14 protein-coding genes are annotated in these 17,440 nt (G+C 48.8%); 6 read left to right on the forward strand and 8 right to left on the reverse strand.

The window, feature by feature from the left end; all coding sequences use genetic code 11:
• Nucleotides 1–22 precede the first annotated feature (22 nt).
• From BLS03_RS04660 to BLS03_RS04690, 7 genes are all read right to left on the reverse strand, one after another.
• Nucleotides 23–1,210 (reverse strand): ankyrin repeat domain-containing protein, encoded by a 1,188-nt coding sequence (locus BLS03_RS04660; protein ID WP_093269336.1) that lies wholly within the window; start codon nucleotides 1,208–1,210, stop codon nucleotides 23–25.
• A gap of 249 nt (nucleotides 1,211–1,459) precedes the next feature.
• Nucleotides 1,460–2,560: an agmatine deiminase gene (gene aguA / locus BLS03_RS04665; RefSeq protein WP_093269339.1), complete on the reverse strand. Its 1,101-nt coding sequence runs from the start codon at nucleotides 2,558–2,560 to the stop codon at nucleotides 1,460–1,462.
• A 14-nt stretch (nucleotides 2,561–2,574) separates the two neighbouring features.
• Nucleotides 2,575–3,441, reverse strand: coding sequence for an N-carbamoylputrescine amidase (aguB, locus tag BLS03_RS04670; RefSeq protein ID WP_093269342.1), 867 nt, complete (start codon nucleotides 3,439–3,441; stop codon nucleotides 2,575–2,577).
• A gap of 46 nt (nucleotides 3,442–3,487) precedes the next feature.
• Nucleotides 3,488–4,765 carry an NAD(P)/FAD-dependent oxidoreductase gene (locus BLS03_RS04675; protein WP_093269345.1) on the reverse strand — a complete coding sequence of 426 codons (1,278 nt, stop codon included), beginning with the start codon at nucleotides 4,763–4,765 and terminating at the stop codon, nucleotides 3,488–3,490.
• A 29-nt stretch (nucleotides 4,766–4,794) separates the two neighbouring features.
• Nucleotides 4,795–6,279: an aldehyde dehydrogenase gene (locus BLS03_RS04680; protein WP_093269348.1), complete on the reverse strand. Its 1,485-nt coding sequence runs from the start codon at nucleotides 6,277–6,279 to the stop codon at nucleotides 4,795–4,797.
• A gap of 27 nt (nucleotides 6,280–6,306) precedes the next feature.
• On the reverse strand, nucleotides 6,307–6,864 hold the full coding sequence (gene puuR / locus BLS03_RS04685) for an HTH-type transcriptional regulator PuuR (protein WP_093269351.1): 558 nt from the start codon (nucleotides 6,862–6,864) through the stop codon (nucleotides 6,307–6,309).
• A 16-nt stretch (nucleotides 6,865–6,880) separates the two neighbouring features.
• Nucleotides 6,881–7,627, reverse strand: coding sequence for a gamma-glutamyl-gamma-aminobutyrate hydrolase family protein (locus tag BLS03_RS04690; protein WP_093269354.1), 747 nt, complete (start codon nucleotides 7,625–7,627; stop codon nucleotides 6,881–6,883).
• A gap of 342 nt (nucleotides 7,628–7,969) precedes the next feature.
• On the opposite strand from BLS03_RS04690, the gene BLS03_RS04695 reads away from it, so the two are divergent.
• From BLS03_RS04695 to BLS03_RS04720, 6 genes are all read left to right on the forward strand, one after another.
• The gene (locus tag BLS03_RS04695) at nucleotides 7,970–9,313 is read left to right on the forward strand and encodes a glutamine synthetase family protein (protein ID WP_093269356.1); all 1,344 of its coding nucleotides are present in this window, start codon (nucleotides 7,970–7,972) and stop codon (nucleotides 9,311–9,313) included.
• Between the two features lie 36 nt (nucleotides 9,314–9,349).
• Nucleotides 9,350–10,825: a Na+/H+ antiporter NhaC family protein gene (locus tag BLS03_RS04700; RefSeq protein ID WP_093269359.1), complete on the forward strand. Its 1,476-nt coding sequence runs from the start codon at nucleotides 9,350–9,352 to the stop codon at nucleotides 10,823–10,825.
• A 269-nt stretch (nucleotides 10,826–11,094) separates the two neighbouring features.
• Nucleotides 11,095–11,337, forward strand: coding sequence for a ParD-like family protein (locus tag BLS03_RS04705; RefSeq protein ID WP_093269362.1), 243 nt, complete (start codon nucleotides 11,095–11,097; stop codon nucleotides 11,335–11,337).
• Nucleotides 11,330–12,109: a type I methionyl aminopeptidase gene (gene map, locus BLS03_RS04710; protein WP_093269365.1), complete on the forward strand. Its 780-nt coding sequence runs from the start codon at nucleotides 11,330–11,332 to the stop codon at nucleotides 12,107–12,109. Before BLS03_RS04705 ends, map begins: the two co-directional genes overlap by 8 nt.
• Before the next feature lie 178 nt (nucleotides 12,110–12,287).
• A complete protein-coding gene (locus BLS03_RS04715; RefSeq protein ID WP_093269368.1) occupies nucleotides 12,288–13,943 on the forward strand; it encodes a methyl-accepting chemotaxis protein in 1,656 nt (551 codons plus the stop codon).
• Nucleotides 13,944–14,265: 322 nt separating this feature from the next.
• Entirely contained in the window at nucleotides 14,266–15,123 is an 858-nt protein-coding gene (locus BLS03_RS04720) for a 5'-nucleotidase, lipoprotein e(P4) family (RefSeq protein WP_093269371.1), read from the forward strand.
• Nucleotides 15,124–15,270: 147 nt separating this feature from the next.
• On the opposite strand, the gene BLS03_RS04725 is transcribed toward BLS03_RS04720, so the two are convergent.
• The gene (locus tag BLS03_RS04725; protein ID WP_093269374.1) at nucleotides 15,271–17,217 is read right to left on the reverse strand and encodes a diguanylate cyclase; all 1,947 of its coding nucleotides are present in this window, start codon (nucleotides 17,215–17,217) and stop codon (nucleotides 15,271–15,273) included.
• Nucleotides 17,218–17,440: the final 223 nt, after the last annotated feature.

A 17,440-nucleotide genomic window follows, 5' to 3' on the forward strand; every position in this document is an offset into this window, starting at 1 on the left:
GGCAAATCACACGATAAAACCGCTAGTTCAGCAGATCACGTACTTGCTGTTTTTGCTCAGCGCTAACTTTTACCTGATCAATCAAATCAAACACGGTTTGGTCTTTATGGTTCTTGATCGTAACGTCTGCGCCTCGGGCCAGTAACGCCGCTAGTTTTTGTTTAGTACTATCGACTAACTCAGCAGAAATATTAGACTTACTCGAATAGGCCAAAACCATCGCCAATTTCATCACCGCCGTATATCCACCTCGGTCAGTTAAGTTGGGATTGAGACCGCTATCAAGCAGATCTTCAAAGGTGGTTATATTTGTCATGTCGCGTGAGATGACGGCACGATGCAAAATGTCACTTTGCTCCTGCTTTGCTAGCTGCTCGGGGTGAAAGTCAGCAATCAAATCTTGCAGTGTGGCATCATTTGCCCGCATACGTATCGCAGTGAGCATGGCTGAGCTGCCATCTAATTTTTGATTGAAGTCGATAGTGCCTTCAAAACTTGATAGATACGGATTGGAGTCTAAATTACCGTAACGCAGCAGAGGCATGACATGGAAACCAACGTCGGTCAATCGATAGCCGTGGTCAAGGGAATATTGGATTTTGGCGTGTTTACTCGCTTCGCTAAGGCTTGAAGTAACAATAAAAGCAATTAAGCGCCTATAACGCTTATCGTTCACATCATTGACGACATCAAATATGGTACGAAACATCTCGATATCGCCGTAATAAGCGGCTTTTTGCAATGGCGAGTTGAACTCTCCATCCGGTTTCGCTTCATTAACATCAAAACCAAAAGCAAGCATTTGTTTAACCAATTGCGTATTGTTGGCCTTAATCGCAGCGTCAAACAGCGTGTTTCCATCACCGAGTTGATCAACGATGTAACCAATCCCCTGCCAGTTTAGAAACTGCTGCCACTTTTGTGCGTCGAGATTGTGAAGGCTCATCCCATACTCAGCCAATGACCGCTCAATGTAGGGATAATCGCCAACATCGCGCTTAGATATTACAGCCGTTGATGGTGCAGTGATGGCGCGCGTTTGAGAGTCTGGATTTGAACTCATAGCCACATCATGTTGATCATCGCCCGCTATCGATGACTCAGTAACACTGGCTGAATTTGATTGATGCGAACCTAAATAGAAGCCATAAAAGTAACTAAAAGTGATACCGATAGCGAGCACAGAAGCGGGAAGCCAAAAGGATTTCATTGATAACAACTCAATATAAGGGGCAAGCAAGTGAGGCAATAGCGCCACAAACCAAATCGGCTCGACGTTGGTACCACGCTTGCTAATAACCTAAGGAAATATAAAAGGAATTTATAAATGCCAAAAGTTGCGAATGATGTCAATTCTCATTATCAAAAAACATTGGCACCAACAACAAAACGCCGAAATCAGACAGTCTGGTTTCGGCGTTAAAGCTTATTGAAGGGCTAGATTTTTGGGGTGTAAAAGCTATTTAGCAAGCACATATGGAGCAGGAATTTGCTGACTAATGCAATGAATATTCCCCCCACCGAGCAGCACTTCACGAGCTGGAATACCGACAATGGTGTAGCTTGGCAGCGCTGACTGCAAAATTGCGACAGCCTGCTGGTCAACCTTGTCATCCAACAACGGCAAAAACACATGCTGATTAACGATTAAAAAGTTCGCGTAAGAGGCACTTAAACGCTCGCCGGCATCACGCACCATCCCTTGGCTGGCATCAACGCCACTGGCCTCTTGCTCGCTATAATACAGCGGCCCGGGAAGTGGCAAGCGGATGATTTCAATGGTGCGCCCCATCGCATCGGTTTGCGCCTTGAGTGCTTGCTCAGCCAGCCTCGATAACGAATACTGCGGATCGTTTGGATCGTCTGTCCAGCTCAGTACAACTTTGCCCGGTGCAATCACATGCAAAATGTTATCAACGTGACCGTCGGTTTCATCGTTGTACAAACCGTTTGGCAGCCATATGACTTTACGAATGCCAAGATAATCCGCCAAGTGCTGCTCAAGCTGTGCTTTACTCAGCTGCGGATTGCGCCCAGGGCTTAACAGACACTCTTCGGTGGTGTACAGCGTACCTTCGCCATCGCTGTGAATCGAGCCACCTTCAAGTACAAATGGCGCTTGATAGTGTTCGATTCCAATGTGCTGGCACACCTTCGCCGCCACTTGGTCGTCGGCCAGCCAATCGGCGTACAAGCCGTTGAACTCACCGCCCCAGGCGTTAAACCGCCAACTGACGCCGCGGCGCTGCCCTTTGCCATCAACCAGCACCGTCGGGCCAATATCACGCATCCAAGCATCGTTGTACGCCATCTCAACCAGCTCGACCTTTTCATCCAACTGCGCGCGAGCATTCACCCACTGCTGGGCGCTGACTGCGACGCGCACTGGAGTGACACTTGCGATGGCATTGGCGATGCGAGCAAAAGTTTGCTGAGCAGGCTTGGCGCCATCGCGCCAGTTATCGCTGCGCTCCGGCCAAGCCAGCCAAACCTGATCGATGGGGGCAAACTCGGCGGGAAAATAAAAGCCATCCTCGGCTGGGGTGGTTAAGCGTTCCATGCTCACTCTCCTAATTACAGCGCTAGTTTGCCGACATGGCCGTACAGCTCAGGGCGACGGTCGCGGAACAAGCCCCAAGCGTGGCGGGCTTTGGCGGTCGCTTCGAGATCGATCTCAGCGTAGATAATGGTTTCACCTTCGCGCGGCGCTTCAGCGATTTTTCCGCCGGTGTGGTCGGTAATAAAAGATGAACCGTAGAAAGTGGTTTCAATGCCATCGTCAACTTCAACCCCAACCCGGTTTGAAGCGATAACTGGCACCAAATTCGCCGCCGAGTGACCTTGCATAGTGCGTTGCCAGTGATCACGCGAATCAAGGCTTGGATCTTGTGGCTCACTGCCGATTGCGGTGGGATAAAAAATCACTTCGGCGCCTTGCAATGCAAGGCTGCGGGCGAGCTCTGGGAACCATTGATCCCAGCAGATGCCAGCGCCAAAATCACCAAATTGGGTTTTCCACACTTTAAAACCGGTGTCGCCAGGGCTGAAATAGTATTTTTCGCTGTAACCCGGGCCATCTGGAATGTGCGATTTACGATAGTTTTCCAGTACCGTGCCGTCGGCATCGATCATCACCAGTGAGTTAAAAAAGGTGTTGCCGGCTTTTTCAAAATAGCTGACCGGAATCACCACATTAAGCTCTTTGGCAAGCGCACTAAGCTCTAAAATCACCTCGCACTCTTTGGTGCTCTGCGCCAATTCGAAATATTTCGCTTCCTGCTTTTTGCAGAAATACGGCGCCGCAAACAGCTCCTGAGGCAAAATTACGTTCGCGCCATTGGCCGCCGCTTCACGAATCGCCGCTTTAACTTTGGCCAAGTTATCGGCCAGATCCCAACTGATTGCCAGTTGCACTGCGGCAAACTTTACCACTCTACTCATGTTGAATGTTCCTTTTTCTCAATCGCTTACAAGCGCTATCAATTCGTTAAATGGCCAATTTGTCGCGCAGGTTATAGTACGCCGCGCCGATGGCAGTAAATGGAATTTGGAAATGTCGTCCGCCCGGGAAGGTCGGATGCTTAAGCGAGGCAAAAGCATCAAAACGCTCGGCGTGACCCGTTAGCGCTTCGGCCAATAATTTACCCGCTAAATGGGTACAAGTAACACCATGACCACTGTAACCTTGCAGGTAATAAATGTTGTCATCAAAACTGCCAAATTGAGGCATGCGTGAGTAAGTGAGCAAGAAATTGCCAGTCCACGCGTAATCAATGCCGATGCCTTTGAGCTGCGGAAAGACTTTTTCCATTTTAGGGCGAATCAAGGCTTCGACGTTATCTGGATCGCGCGCGCCGTACACCACACCACCACCAAACAACAAGCGTTTGTCCGCGGTCAAGCGGAAGTAATCGAGCAAGTAATTGCAATCTTCAACGCAGTAATCGCTGGGTAGAATTTCAGCCAGTTGCTGCTCGCTCAGTGGCTCAGTGGTAATCACTTGAGTGCCACAAGGAATCGCTTTATTGCTGATATTCGGCGCTAAGCCGCCAAGATAGGCGTTGCCCGCCAGCACCAAATACTTCGCTTTCACGCTGCCGTTTGCGGTGTGCGCTACGGGATTGGTGCCTTTTTGAATTTCGGTTACCGCCGATTGCTCAAAAATCTGCCCGCCCAATGACACAAACGCCGCCGCTTCACCAAGGGCAAGTTTGAGCGGATGAATATGACCGCCGCGCATATCCAAAAGGCCGCCGACATAAGCGCGGGTGCCCACTTGCTGCTCGAGTTCATCTTGGCTGAGCATGGTGAGTTGGTCATTACCATAGCGCTCCCAACCAGCTTTGTGTTCGGCCAAACCTTTGAGCTGCTTGTTATTTAGCGCGGTAAATAGGCCGCCATGCTTGAGGTCACAATCGATTTGGTATTTATCGACTAGGCCGCGAATGATATCGCCACCTTCAAAAATCATATTGCACAGCGCTTTGGCTTGCTCTGGCGGATAACGGCTTTCAATCACATCGACATCGCGGCTGTAGCTATTGACGATTTGACCGCCATTACGCCCAGTGGCGCCAAAGCCGACTTTGCTGCCTTCCAGCACCACCACTTTGAAACCTTTTTCGGCCAAGTGCAGCGCAGAAGAGAGCCCGGAGAATCCGGCGCCAACCACACAGACATCACATTCGATGTGGTCGTTGAGCTGCGGATAATCGCTGCCCGCCCCCACCGAATGGGCATAGTAGGAATCGGTATGTTTGTTCATCTCAATCGTCCTTATTATCTCGCCTGACCTTAGCGGTGCAGACGAATCCATGTGGTTTTGGTTTCGGTGAATTTTTCCAGTGCGTGCAACGACTTATCGCGGCCATTGCCACTCATTTTAAAGCCGCCAAATGGCACCGTCATATCCCCTTCATTATAGTTGTTGACCCAAACCGAGCCCGCTTGCAGTTGCTTGGCAACCCGATGTACACGGTTGATGTTATCGCTCCAAAGCGCCGCGCCAAGGCCATATTTTGAATCGTTGGCAATTTCAATCGCCTGCTGTTCGCTATCAAAGCCAATCACGCACAACACTGGGCCGAAAATCTCTTCTTGAGCCACCGTCATGCGGTTATCAACATTATCTAAAATCACCGGCTCAACAAACGCGCCTTGACCGCCAACATCGCCGCCGCAGCGCAGTCGCGCCCCTTCGGCGACGCCTTGTTTAACATAATTGAGCACTTTGGCTTTGTGGTCTTGGTCGATGAGTGCGCCCATTGCCGAGCTCGGATCAAGCGGATCTTTTGGCGTAAAGCGCTTCGCAGCGGCGATAACTTTTTCAACAAAAGCATCTTTAATCTGGTTATCGACCAACAAACGCGTTGCCGCAACGCACACTTCACCTTGGTTGTAAAAACAGCCCGCAGCGGTTTCTGCCGCGGCGCGGTCAAGGTCGCCACAATCGGCAAATACAATATTGGCATTTTTGCCACCGGCTTCGGCGAACACGCGCTTAAGGTTGGTTTCACCGGCGCTGACCATCAGTTGCCCGGCGATGCGGGTTGAACCCGTAAATGCAATGCAATCGACATCCATATGCCGTGCCAGCGCATCTCCCGCCTCGTGCCCGTAGCCAGTAATCACTTGAAATACGCCGTTTGGCAGCCCAGCTTGAATGGCTAACTGACCAAGGAAAATCGCGCTTAACGAAGATTTTTCAGACGGTTTCAGAATCACGCTGTTACCGGCGGCTAACGCGGGTCCTAGCTTCCAACAGGCGATCCACAGCGGAAAGTTCCACGGCACCACCGCTGCCACCACACCAATCGGCTGGTGCGTAATAAAGGCATGCACATCTTGCTCGGTTGGCGCCACTTCACCGTACACTTTATCTACCGCTTCAGCGTACCAACGCAGCGCGTTGGCCGCGCCCGGAATGTCGGTGCTGGCGCTGTGGGCGATCGGTTTACCGGTATCTAGAGTTTCTAGCAGCGCAAGTTGATCATTGTTGGCATCAATAAGGTCGGCAAATTTATTTAGTACCGCTTTACGCACGCTCGGCGCACTTTGGCTCCATTCGCCGCGTTGAAACGCCTCACGCGCAAACTGCACCGCGGCATTGACGTCTTGCTGATCACACCTTGCAATGTGAGCGATGGTTTCATCGCTGGCGGGATTGACCACAGCAATGGTTTGGCCTGTGGCGGCGCTGGCGTATTCACCGTTAATAAAAGCACGACTTTCTATCGCGCAGCGCTGTTTGAGTTCATTCCATTGTTGCTGGGTTTTCATACGCTCTCCTGCTGTCTGGCAGGCCACTTAGAAGGTGGTAGGCGTATGCGCGCTCACCATTCTGCATGGCTTGTCTGTGTGATTTGTAAACCGGTGCGGCTGAGTGGTATCTATGATGTACGACTCACCCGCTTTAATTAGCAAAACCTGGTCTTTGTATTCGAGGGTAATTTCCCCCTCAAGCACAGTGCCAATTTCTTCACCTTCGTGTTCTATTCGCGCCGAACCTGTGGTGCCGTGCGGCGGGTATTCTTCAATCAAAAAACCGATTACTTGCTTCGGGTTACCGTTCGTGACCAGTTTCATCGATACCGATTCGCTACCCATTTCAACGAGTTCATCGGCGGGAATAACCACTTTGCGCTGATTCTCTATCTGCTGTTCAAAGATAAAAAACTCCGACAGCGACAACGAAAACACGTTAACAATTTTTTGCAACGAGCTTACCGACGGACTGACTTTGCCATTCTCTATCGATGAAATCGCACTGTGGGTAATGCCAGCTTTTTCGGCTAACTCCCGCTGTGACAATCCATGCTCTTTGCGTAGCTGAACAATATTTTTACCAACTAACTGATTGTCCATTCATACAGCTCCTGTATTAGAGAGAAGCTGCCAATATAAATTCTTTAAATAAAATTTGAGAGAAATGATTACTTTTCGCTTTCCATTCTGGGTGCCACTGCACGCCAACAAAGAATTTGTGTAACGGCAGACTAAACGCCTCTACTAACCCGTCTGGCGCTTTGGCTTCGACCTTAAGGTTTGGCGCCAGTGCTTTTACACCTTGGTTATGTAAGCTGTTGACTTCAAATGCATCGCTTTGCGGCCAGTGGGCTTGCTGTAACCAAGTTTTAAATACGCCGTCACTCTCTACCACAACGCGGTGCGCCGCGGCATACTTGACGGCAAAATCTTCAGTCGATGGTTCGCGGTGATCGTCAAATCCAGATTTGTGCACCGCAGGATCAAGGCTGCCACCAAGGGCAACATTCATCTCTTGAAAGCCGCGACAAATGCCAAGGCATGGCAGGTTGTTGTCCACCGCGTAGCGCAGCAGCGACAGAGAAAGCTCATCACGGCGCTCGTCCATGTAGCTTTCCGTGTGGGTGGCTTGATAACGATAAGGCGCCACGTTGGAGTGGCTGCCCGGGAACAACAGTCCATCACACATCGCTAACACTTGTTCGAAATCCTGAACATCGATCGCCGCCGATAAAATGATCGGCACGCCGCCAAAATCGCTGATGGCCTTGAGATAAAATTCGTTGACTGCCTGAATGTCGTAGCCTTTAAGCGATTTAGCGCAACTGACTACGCCGATAACTGGCTTTTTAGTTGAAGACATCAAACCATCCTTGTTCGATTTATTTAACAATCACCCTACAAACCGCGCAAAAAATTATCAACAGCAGTGTTCGATATATTAAACAAATCGTGATTCAACTCTCCTTTTTGGTCGAAAAAAGCACAAAACACGTTCGAAATATTGAGCAATTAGCCACCAACTGTTACAAGTTAGTTAAAGAACGAATGAAATTATCGGCCTTAGAACTCGCAAATAATTACGTAACTCATTGTAAATAATAAACATAAGTCAGTATCAACTTAATCAAATCATTCGTTGTATTAATATTTGCAACATAATGAGGCATTAAACGTCTGATTACGGCTGTTTGGAGAAATAAGAATGGAATCTTACCTGCAGGAAGTTAAAAATTTTCGCCAAGAATGGCCGGAGATTGAGTTCATCGATCTGATTTTTACCGACATCAACGCCACGCCGCGTGGCAAACGTATTCCCGTCGAAGGGCTCGAAAAACTTGCCAACGGTGTCGCGCTGCCAATTTCAACCATCAGCTTAGATAATAAAGGCAATGTCGTCGAAGAAGCCGGGCTTGGTGAAGAACTGGGCGAGCCAGATAACTTGTGTTTTCCGGTCGCCAATACCCTGATGCCAACCGCCAAAACCCAAACGGGTCAACTAATGCTGACCATGATGGACGACAGCGGCAAGCGCCCTAACCCATTGTTCATCCGCAATATTGTTGGTGATATGGTCGCAAGGCTACACAACCAAGACCGCTTGCCGTGCATTGCTCTTGAGCTGGAATTTTATTTGGTGGATAAAAAACGCGGCCCGCGCGGCGAGCTGTTAACCGCCATCAACCCCACCAAACAGACTCGTGAATGCGACACCGAAGTGTACGATTTAGACGGCCTTGACGACTACGCCGATTTTCTCAGTGACCTTAATGACACTGCGCTGGCGCAAGGTTTAAATACTTCGGGGGCGTTATCAGAATCGGCGCCGGGCCAATTTGAAATTAACTTTAATCATTCTCAGGATGTGCTGCGCGCCTGCGATGAGATCATCATTGCTAAACGCCTGATTCGCCAAGTCGCCCATCAACATGGTTTTGACGCCACGTTTATGGCCAAACCGTTTGACGAACAAGCCGGCAGCGGTATGCACATTCACCTGAGTTTGATGAATCAAGCCGGTGACAATCTGTTTAGCGCTAATGATGGCCAAGCCAGCGAACTGTTTTATCAGACGATGGCGGCGATGCTCGCGCAGACCTCAGATTCCATGGGGCTTATCTGTCCAAACGTTAACTCCTATCGCCGCTTTGTGCCAGGCGCCTACGTGCCTACCTTTGCCGATTGGGGCGAAAACCATCGCGGCGTGGCGCTACGTGTGCCACTCAGCGATGCCAAAAATCGTCGCATCGAGCATCGTATCGCCGGCGCCGACGTCAATCCTTACATTCTCGCTGCAGTAGTGCTGTGTTCAGTATTAGCGAGTGACCACTACACCAAAGCCCAGTGTCCGCCACCTTTGCATGAGCACGCAGTCGCACTGCCGCTGCGCATGTCTGAGGCGTTAGACCAACTTGAGCACAGCGAGCTATCAAGCTATCTGTCCAAAGATTTTGTCGACATCTATTTAGCGTGTAAACGCAGTGAACTGGCGGAGTTTGAACGTCTGATCACGCCACTTGAAATCGACTGGATGCTGCACTCGGCATAAGTATTCGCTACTTCGCAAAATATAAGGAAATAACCAATGACTACGCAAACAAAGGCGCTGGATGCGCCGCTGAAAATCACCAACCAGCATCTCTGGGTCAGCCTTGCTGTGATTGCAACCTTCGTGGCGTTTATCACCATCGGCCTCAATCACAACCCAGATAACAGTTATGGCTGGATGAGCCTATTACCGACGGCGCTAGTGCTGGTATTTGCTCTCACCACTCATCGCACCGTGGAAGCCCTATTTAGCGGTGCGATTGCTGGTGTACTGATGCTCAACCCCACCGAAGCAGTAGAGCAAATTGTCGGCATCTCAATGGATGTGATGATGGATGAAACCATTGCGTGGATCATTTTGGTGTGCGGCTTGATGGGCGGCTTAATTGCGGTACTGGAAAAAGGCGGCAGCATTTTAAGTTTTTCAAATTTGTTGGTGACCAAAGTGAAAAGCCGTCGCCAGTCAATGCTGATGACCTTTGTACTGGGGATTGTGATTTTTATCGACGATTACCTCAATGCGATTGCAATTTCGTCATCGATGAAAAAAGTCACCGACGGCTATCAAATCTCACGCGAAAAGCTCGCCTATTTGGTCGACTCCACCGCTGCGCCAATCTGCATTATTGTGCCTATTTCAACGTGGGCGATTTTCTTTAGTTCGCTTTTAGAAGCCAACGGCGTTGCCGAAACGGGCAAAGGCATTCACACCTATATCGAGGCGATTCCTTACATGGCGTATGGCTGGGTCACCTTGATCATCGTGCTATTGGTCGCAATGGAAAAACTGCCTGACTTAGGCGCAATGAAAACCGCAGAGCAACGCGCTCGCGGTGGTCAAGTTCGCCCAGATAACGCCACCGATATCGATTTAGGTGACAAGGTTGAAGCGCACAGTAATTCGACCATGGGGCTGATTAACTTTCTTGCGCCTATGGTGGTATTAGTGGCAGCGAGCTGGTATTTCGGCATTGACCTGCTTGCCGGTGTGTTTGTCGCGCTGATCTTTACCTTCTGCTTTTACGGTGTGCAGCGTTTGATTCCGATGAACGCCATGTTTGAAGCGGTTTACGATGGCATTAAAGTGATGTTGCTGCCTTTGGCGACCGTAATTGGCGGCTTTATGCTTAAAAACGTCAATGATTCACTGGGCGTGACTCAATACGTGATTGAAACCGTCAGCCCTTATCTTTCAGCGCAATACTTCCCAGCAATTATCTTCTTGATTACTGGCGGCTTGGTGTTTGCAACCGCCTCTTCTTGGGGTGTATTTGCGGTCGCAATGCCGATTGTATTACCACTTGGCGCGCAGCTGGGTGTGCCGCTACATTTAACCGTTGCGGCGCTGCTGTCGGCCTCCGCTGCAGGCAGTCACTCATGCTTCTTTAGCGATTCCACCGTGCTGTCGGCGCAAGGCTCAGGCTGTACCGCCATGCAACACGCCACCACCCAATTCCCCTATGCGCTGATCGGTATTGTCGCCACCGCACTGTTCTTCCTTGCGGTTGCCTAGTCGAAACTGGGTTACTTGATTACTTCGGTACTTAGTTACTTAGTTACTTAGTTACTTAGTTACTTGATTACTTAGTTGTGACTGCTATTTTCTCTCTGTGTTATTGCCCTCGTTTACGAGGGCTTTTTTATTTCTCGGGTTAACACTTTGACTGAGGGCAAACCACCAATCATTCCATCCTCTGTAAACCAGCATTTGACATACCATTACAAACGAATACAATTTATATACGTTTTATATATACATCAAATATTATTGGTATCATCATTATGGGCATCGTTAAAATCTCCGACCAACTGCACGAAGAGCTGCGTAAAGCCAGCTCGGTGATGTCACGCTCGATCAACTCACAAGCCGAGTTCTGGATCAAAATGGGCATGCTGGCAGAGCTCAATCCAAATCTGAGCTTTAACCAGATCATGAATGATTTGATGCAATCGGCTCAGGTTTCAGCCGCGAATATCGCGACAACAGAAGACGCCGATAGCCATGAGGAGGCGTTAAATGACTAATGGCGTCACCATCAAGAATGACCAAGAAATCGTATTGATGCGCCAAGCCGGTAAGCTGCTGGCCAAGGTGTTTACGATGCTGGATGAGTTCGTCAAACCCGGCGTCTCGACCATGGCGATCAACAATCGCGTCGAAGCGTTTATTGTCGAAGAGCTTGAATCCCGCCCGGCCAGTAAAGGCCAATATGGCTATCAATATGTCCTCAACTCCTCGATCAATGAGGTGGTGTGTCATGGCGTGCCAAGCGAGAGCCAAATTTTAAAAGCCAAAGACATCATCAACTTAGATATCACGTTGGAAAAAAATGGCTTTATCGCTGATTCAAGCAAAATGTATGTGATGCCAGAGGCGAGCCCAATTGCCCGCCGCCTAGTGGATGTCACTTATCAAGCGATGTGGCAAGGCATTAAGCAAGTTAAACCCGGCGCAACGCTAGGCGATATTGGCCACGCCATTCAAACCTTTGCCGAGTCACACGGCTATAGCATAGTGCGCGAATATTGCGGTCATGGTATCGGCCAAGAGATGCACGAAGCGCCGCAAGTGCTGCACTATGGAATGGCAGGCCAAGGTATGAAACTCAAGCCGGGCATGACCTTTACCATTGAGCCGATGGTCAACCAAGGCGGCGCCAAAACCAAAACCAAACGTGATGGCTGGACGGTGGTCACCCGTGATAAAAAACTCTCGGCACAATCAGAACATACCTTGCTAGTCACAGAAACAGGCTATGAAGTGCTAACGCTGCGCCCTGAGGAAGTCTTGCTCTAAGCACCTAGCTCACCGTTTGTATGACATTTTTGTCGGTTTAACGTACATAAGTCACAATTACTCACCAATAGGCATGATTTTACCAATTAATAATATCGTAAATTCCGATTAGTCGGGTCGAAAAGCGCCGCGCTACAATCCTTGCTCAAAGAACAATGATAAGAATGAGGAAGGATACGTGTCTGTGCTATCCAATTTGTCGATTCGCCGCCGCTTAACTCTCGGCTTTGGCATTTTATTGATTTTAATGGTGACGCTCACCGTCATTGGCGTCCGTAACGTAAATTTTATCGATGATACCCTGAGCGAAATCAGCGACATTAACGCGGTGAAACAGCGCTATGCGATTGATTTTCGAGGCAGCGTTCATGACCGAGCGATTGCGATCCGTGATATTGCACTGGCAACCCAAGACAGCCAAATTCATCAATATGAGCAAGTGATAGCTGAACTGAGCCAAACCTACGCGCGCTCCAAGCAGCAATTAAGCTTGATGCGCGATTCTGGCATCGTGTTTAGCCAAGAGGAGCGTGACATACTGCGCGCCATCGATGCGCAAGAATCACGCACCCTGCCCTTGATAAGTCATATCATCACCGCCAAAAAGCGCGGCAGTGATGTCACCACACAAATTCTTGAGCAGGTGCGGCCCGCCTTTATTGACTGGCTCGACACCATTAACCAGTTTATCGATTATCAAGAACATGCCAACCAAATCGCCACCCCGAAAGCTCGTGAGGTGGCGAGCGGCTTTTCTACGCTGATGCTTTGCGCCACTGCGATTGCCGTGCTGGTAAGCATAGTGGTCGGTTTGCTGATCGAACGTAGCCTACGCCAGTCACTTGGCGCCGAACCGTTTGAAGCCGAACAAGCTTTGGCAACCATTGCTTCGGGCGATTTGTCGCAGCGCATTAACAGCCAATACTCCGCCAGTATGATGGCCTCGGTGGTCAAAATGCAGACCCAACTCGCTGCCACCGTGACCAATATTGCCAACGTCGCGAGCGCTCTCAACCTTAAAGCGCAAGATGTATCACAAAGCTCACAGCGCATTTCCGAATCAACCAAAGTGCAAACCTCGATGACCCAATCCACTGCTGCCAGTTTGGATCAGCTGCGCGCCAGCATTCAAGATGTCAGCGCTGCTGCCACTCAAACCGAGCAAAATTCGACGCTAACGCTGGAGTTTGCCACCCAAGGACAGCAAAGCGTGCTGATTAGCCAGCAGCAGATGGAACTGATTGCGACGACCATGGCCAATACCGTAGCCCGGGTCCAAGATTTAGAGCGCGATATCGCGCAAATTACTGGGATTACTCAGGTGATTAACGGTATTTCTGATCAAACCAATTTACTGGCGCTCAACGCCGCGATTGAAGCGGCGCGAGCCGGACAAGCAGGCAAAGGCTTTGCGGTGGTGGCCGATGAAGTGCGTAAATTGGCGCAAGATACCCATCACGCCACTAAAGAGATCGATCAGATGATCGGCCAAATCTCGACCAATACTCAAGCTTTGGTCAAGGCGGTAGAAACCACCCAGCCGCAAGTCGAATCAGGTCGAGAGCAAGTGATGAAAACCCATCAACTGCTGGATAACATTACCAATCAAGCGCGCGATTCGCTGTCTTGGGTAAGCCAACTGGCCACCAATACTCAGGAGCAAACCGGCGCGATTGCCGATGTAACCTCGGCAATGGACACCATCCTTAATATGTCGCAAGACGCTCAACTTGAAACCGACAACAACCAGCACACCACCGAGGCGCTGACTCAACTGTCGTTTGATTTGCAGCGCGACATTGACTACTTCCATCTTGGTCAGCCGCGCGCATAAACTGCCGCGCCGAATTCGCCCCAACAAGGTAAATTCGGCGCGTTAAACGCCGCCTTCTCTCTAACGCTTCAACCCTCTTTACATCACAGTTATCCTGCAAAGTTTTATAGATGTTTCATTAAATATTGAAGTTTATATAAAAAATATGTACATCTATTAAGCAGTTGCCAATTTGGCAACTGCCTTCGATGCGCCATAGAGATTCGCTATTGGTTAAAACTTCGCCATTCGTGAATAACGCAGCTAATGGTAACAACTAACCAATAGCCAATCGCGCATTGCATGCTTAGTTACTGATAAGTTCACTCAAAGGATAATGATAATGACTTTACCCAAACTGAGCGCTCGCGCCGTGACAATGACGTCCGCCACGCTGCTCACTTTCGCTTGTACCGCCCTTCATGCTGAAGAAACCGCACCTAACGACCTACTTAACGCCACATTGTGGATGCAAAATTCGGTGGAATATAAAGCCAACGTACAAGGTATGTTCGCACTTGCTAAAATTCGTTTTGATGAGGCGTTAGCCAATAAAGACAGTACTGCTCTGCCTGAATTGCAAAAATCTGGCTACCAAAGCTTACCACCTGCGGTCATCGTCGACTGCGATGAGACGATTCTCGACAACAATGTGTACGAAGCGTATTTGGTCAAATATAACACCAGTTACAGCTCAAAAACTTGGTCTCAATACGTGCAAGACAAAGTCACCGAAGCGATGCCCGGCGCGGTCGAGTTCGCCAATTACGTGACTTCAAAAGGCGCCAAGATCTTCTACATCACCAACCGTAAGCACAAAGACGAAGCGGCAACCTTTGACAATATGCAATCGCTGGGTTTTCCGATGGACAGCAAAGTCGACACTTTGATGACCAAAGGTGAGCAACAAGATTGGGGCTCTAATAAGACCAGTCGCGATCAAGTGGTGGCCAATCAATATCGCGTGGTGTTGATGGTGGGTGATAACCTCGGCGACTTTACCGATCCATCAGGTAGCCCTGAGCAGCGCCTCAAAACTTATCAAGCCAACAGCAAACACTGGGGCAGCGACTGGATCATGATGCCAAACCCTGAATATGGCTCGTTTGAAAGTGCTGCATTTGGTGGCAACTGGAGCCTGAGTGGTGAAGAGCGCCGCGCACAGAAAATCAGCGCATTAAAAGTTTGGCAGCCTAAATAAATCACCGTCGCCAAGGATAAAAAAACAGGGCTAAATGCCCTGTTTTTTGCGCGCCAAAACGCCATATGTTTCGCTTCAATACTTTATCTACAAAGACTTTGTCTATAAATGCTTTATCGATAAGTACATTGGCTACAACTGCCTTGGCTATAAATGAACCAGGTCAGCGTCAATTATCGCATCTTTAATCTCATCACAATATTCCACTCGATTACGGCCATTAAATTTAGCTCGGTACAAAGCAGAATCAGCATTGCTTATCAGATCTTCTACGCGCGTTTCCGGCTCTGGAATCCCCCAACAAACCCCAATACTGATGGTAATACTGATGTCGCTGTAGCGCTGGCATTCAATACGACTCACCGCTTGGCGAATGTTCTCAGCGAGATCGAGCGTGGTACTCAGTGTTTGGCCAAGAATAAACAAACAAAACTCTTCGCCACCATAGCGGCCGACGAGGTCACAATCGCGGGTAACGAACTGCTTAAAAAGCTGCGCGACATGCTGTAAACATTCATCACCAACTTGATGTCCGTAGTCGTCATTGAGCTTCTTAAAATGATCAATGTCTAGCATCATAATCGCCAAGGACTGTTGCTCGCGCTGCGCACGTTGCAAAGCATGTAATAAGCGCTCATCCAAATAGCCGCGATTCGCTACTTTGGTTAAGGCATCGGTATGTGAGCGTTCGCTAAGTTCCAGATTGGCTTGCTCAAGCGAGCTCAAAGCCAGCTTCAACTCACGGGTTTTGCGCTCAACTTCCATGGTAAGAATATCTTTGGTTTGACGCTCCATCTCCAGCCATTGCAGCTGCATTTGAGCTTCGCGCGCATAAGACTGCTGCGCTTTGTTCTCCATCATCAGCGCCTGCTCTTGAGCAATAAGCTTTTCTCGTCTGCTGCGACTCACGCGCTCGGCGACCGCCATCGAAAGAAACAGCAATTCAACGCCAAATCCACCCGCTTGAAGATACAAAATGCCGCCCCAGTAACCAAACCAGTCAAGCAGACTTGCCAGCATTACCCCGGTAATGCAGATAAGTGGCCCCCACCCCAAGGTTAAATACTTTGCTGATATATCACCGCGATACCAGAGGTAGGAGGAAGACAACATCGCGCCAGAGCAGGTCAATACGCCAAGAAAATCGGAAAACATAAACAACTTTTGGTTAGAAAAAAGGGTCATGGCGACCAACATCAGCGACCAAAGCAACCGCCCACAATAGTTGATTTGTAGCACCCATCCGCCGTACTGCTGCAAATTAAGAAACTCGCGGCTAAACAAAGCTGCAGCCAGAAAACACGCGGTCGAACTCATGCCGTAAATATGTTGATTAAGCCAAGACGATTCCGACCAAAAATACGCCAGCCCCACACCGGTTGTCGCGAAGGTGTAACAAGCGATGCACACCACATACAGCGTGTAGTAACCGTACTTTTCATCTCTGAGGAACAGAAATAGCCACAAGTTATAACTGAGCAGCGCGATAAGCATGCCGAAAAAAGTGCCAATTAAAAGGTTATGGCTGCTTACCCAATGTCGGTAACTCTGGTCGCTATAGATGGCAATTGGAACCACGAGGTTTGCGGTACTTTCGACGCGGATATAGATTTCAAGATTGGCGTGAGGAGGAATTTGAATCGGCAGCACATGAGGAAACGGGTCCACACCACTTTGATAGGAGGCCCAATTTGAAATTTGCATATCCGATAACCATCGATGGCTGTAATTATCGTAGACATGCAGAGAGACATTTTGAAGCATCGGCCAACCCAATTTGATGATCCATTTGGACTCGGAATTGAGTTGAGAATCAAGCTGGAATCTAAGCCATAGAGATTTATCAACACTGCCTAAATTAAGCGTCGAATCCTCGGAAGTTTCCCATAACTGGCCACGCAGGGCATCAAGGGTCAGCTCATCGTCAGAGCCTTGCGGCTCGAGCCAATATTGCAAGTCTTGAATATGGCCAATTTTTTCTGTCGCGTGCGATAGTAAGACTTCGGCCCTAACTCGCGACAACCCCAATTCATGATTTGAAAAAGTGCATAACCACCCTATCAAGATCACAAACAGATAACTAAAACATTTCATTTACAACAGCCACTAACAATTTATTATTTTTATGGATTAATATCCCACATAACATAATTATTAATAATAGAGTTGTAAATACTGTAATTTAGATTGTTAGTTATCATTTATAAGGAATGGCTATAATTCTAATATATTAGATGGATTTTCGTACTTTCCTTTTTTAGTACTTGCGTAATTATTCAAATAGTTAACTTACCAATGCATGGAATTTACCCGTCTG

The sequence above is a fragment of the Vibrio xiamenensis genome (genome assembly GCF_900100015.1).
GTDB lineage: Bacteria > Pseudomonadota > Gammaproteobacteria > Enterobacterales > Vibrionaceae > Vibrio > Vibrio xiamenensis.

Bases quoted from the DNA above. Each gene is read 5' to 3' on its own strand.
- BLS03_RS04660 (WP_093269336.1), bottom strand. From the start codon at position 1,210: ATGAAATCCTTTTGGCTTCCCGCTTCTGTGCTCGCTATCGGTATCACT.
- aguA (WP_093269339.1), bottom strand. From the start codon at position 2,560: ATGGAACGCTTAACCACCCCAGCCGAGGATGGCTTTTATTTTCCCGCC.
- BLS03_RS04690 (WP_093269354.1), bottom strand. From the start codon at position 7,627: ATGTCTTCAACTAAAAAGCCAGTTATCGGCGTAGTCAGTTGCGCTAAA.
- aguB (WP_093269342.1), bottom strand. From the start codon at position 3,441: ATGAGTAGAGTGGTAAAGTTTGCCGCAGTGCAACTGGCAATCAGTTGG.
- BLS03_RS04725 (WP_093269374.1), bottom strand. From the start codon at position 17,217: ATGAAATGTTTTAGTTATCTGTTTGTGATCTTGATAGGGTGGTTATGC.
- map (WP_093269365.1), top strand. From the start codon at position 11,330: ATGACTAATGGCGTCACCATCAAGAATGACCAAGAAATCGTATTGATG.
- BLS03_RS04720 (WP_093269371.1), top strand. From the start codon at position 14,266: ATGACTTTACCCAAACTGAGCGCTCGCGCCGTGACAATGACGTCCGCC.
- BLS03_RS04675 (WP_093269345.1), bottom strand. From the start codon at position 4,765: ATGAACAAACATACCGATTCCTACTATGCCCATTCGGTGGGGGCGGGC.
- BLS03_RS04705 (WP_093269362.1), top strand. From the start codon at position 11,095: ATGGGCATCGTTAAAATCTCCGACCAACTGCACGAAGAGCTGCGTAAA.
- BLS03_RS04695 (WP_093269356.1), top strand. From the start codon at position 7,970: ATGGAATCTTACCTGCAGGAAGTTAAAAATTTTCGCCAAGAATGGCCG.
- puuR (WP_093269351.1), bottom strand. From the start codon at position 6,864: ATGGACAATCAGTTAGTTGGTAAAAATATTGTTCAGCTACGCAAAGAG.
- BLS03_RS04700 (WP_093269359.1), top strand. From the start codon at position 9,350: ATGACTACGCAAACAAAGGCGCTGGATGCGCCGCTGAAAATCACCAAC.
- BLS03_RS04680 (WP_093269348.1), bottom strand. From the start codon at position 6,279: ATGAAAACCCAGCAACAATGGAATGAACTCAAACAGCGCTGCGCGATA.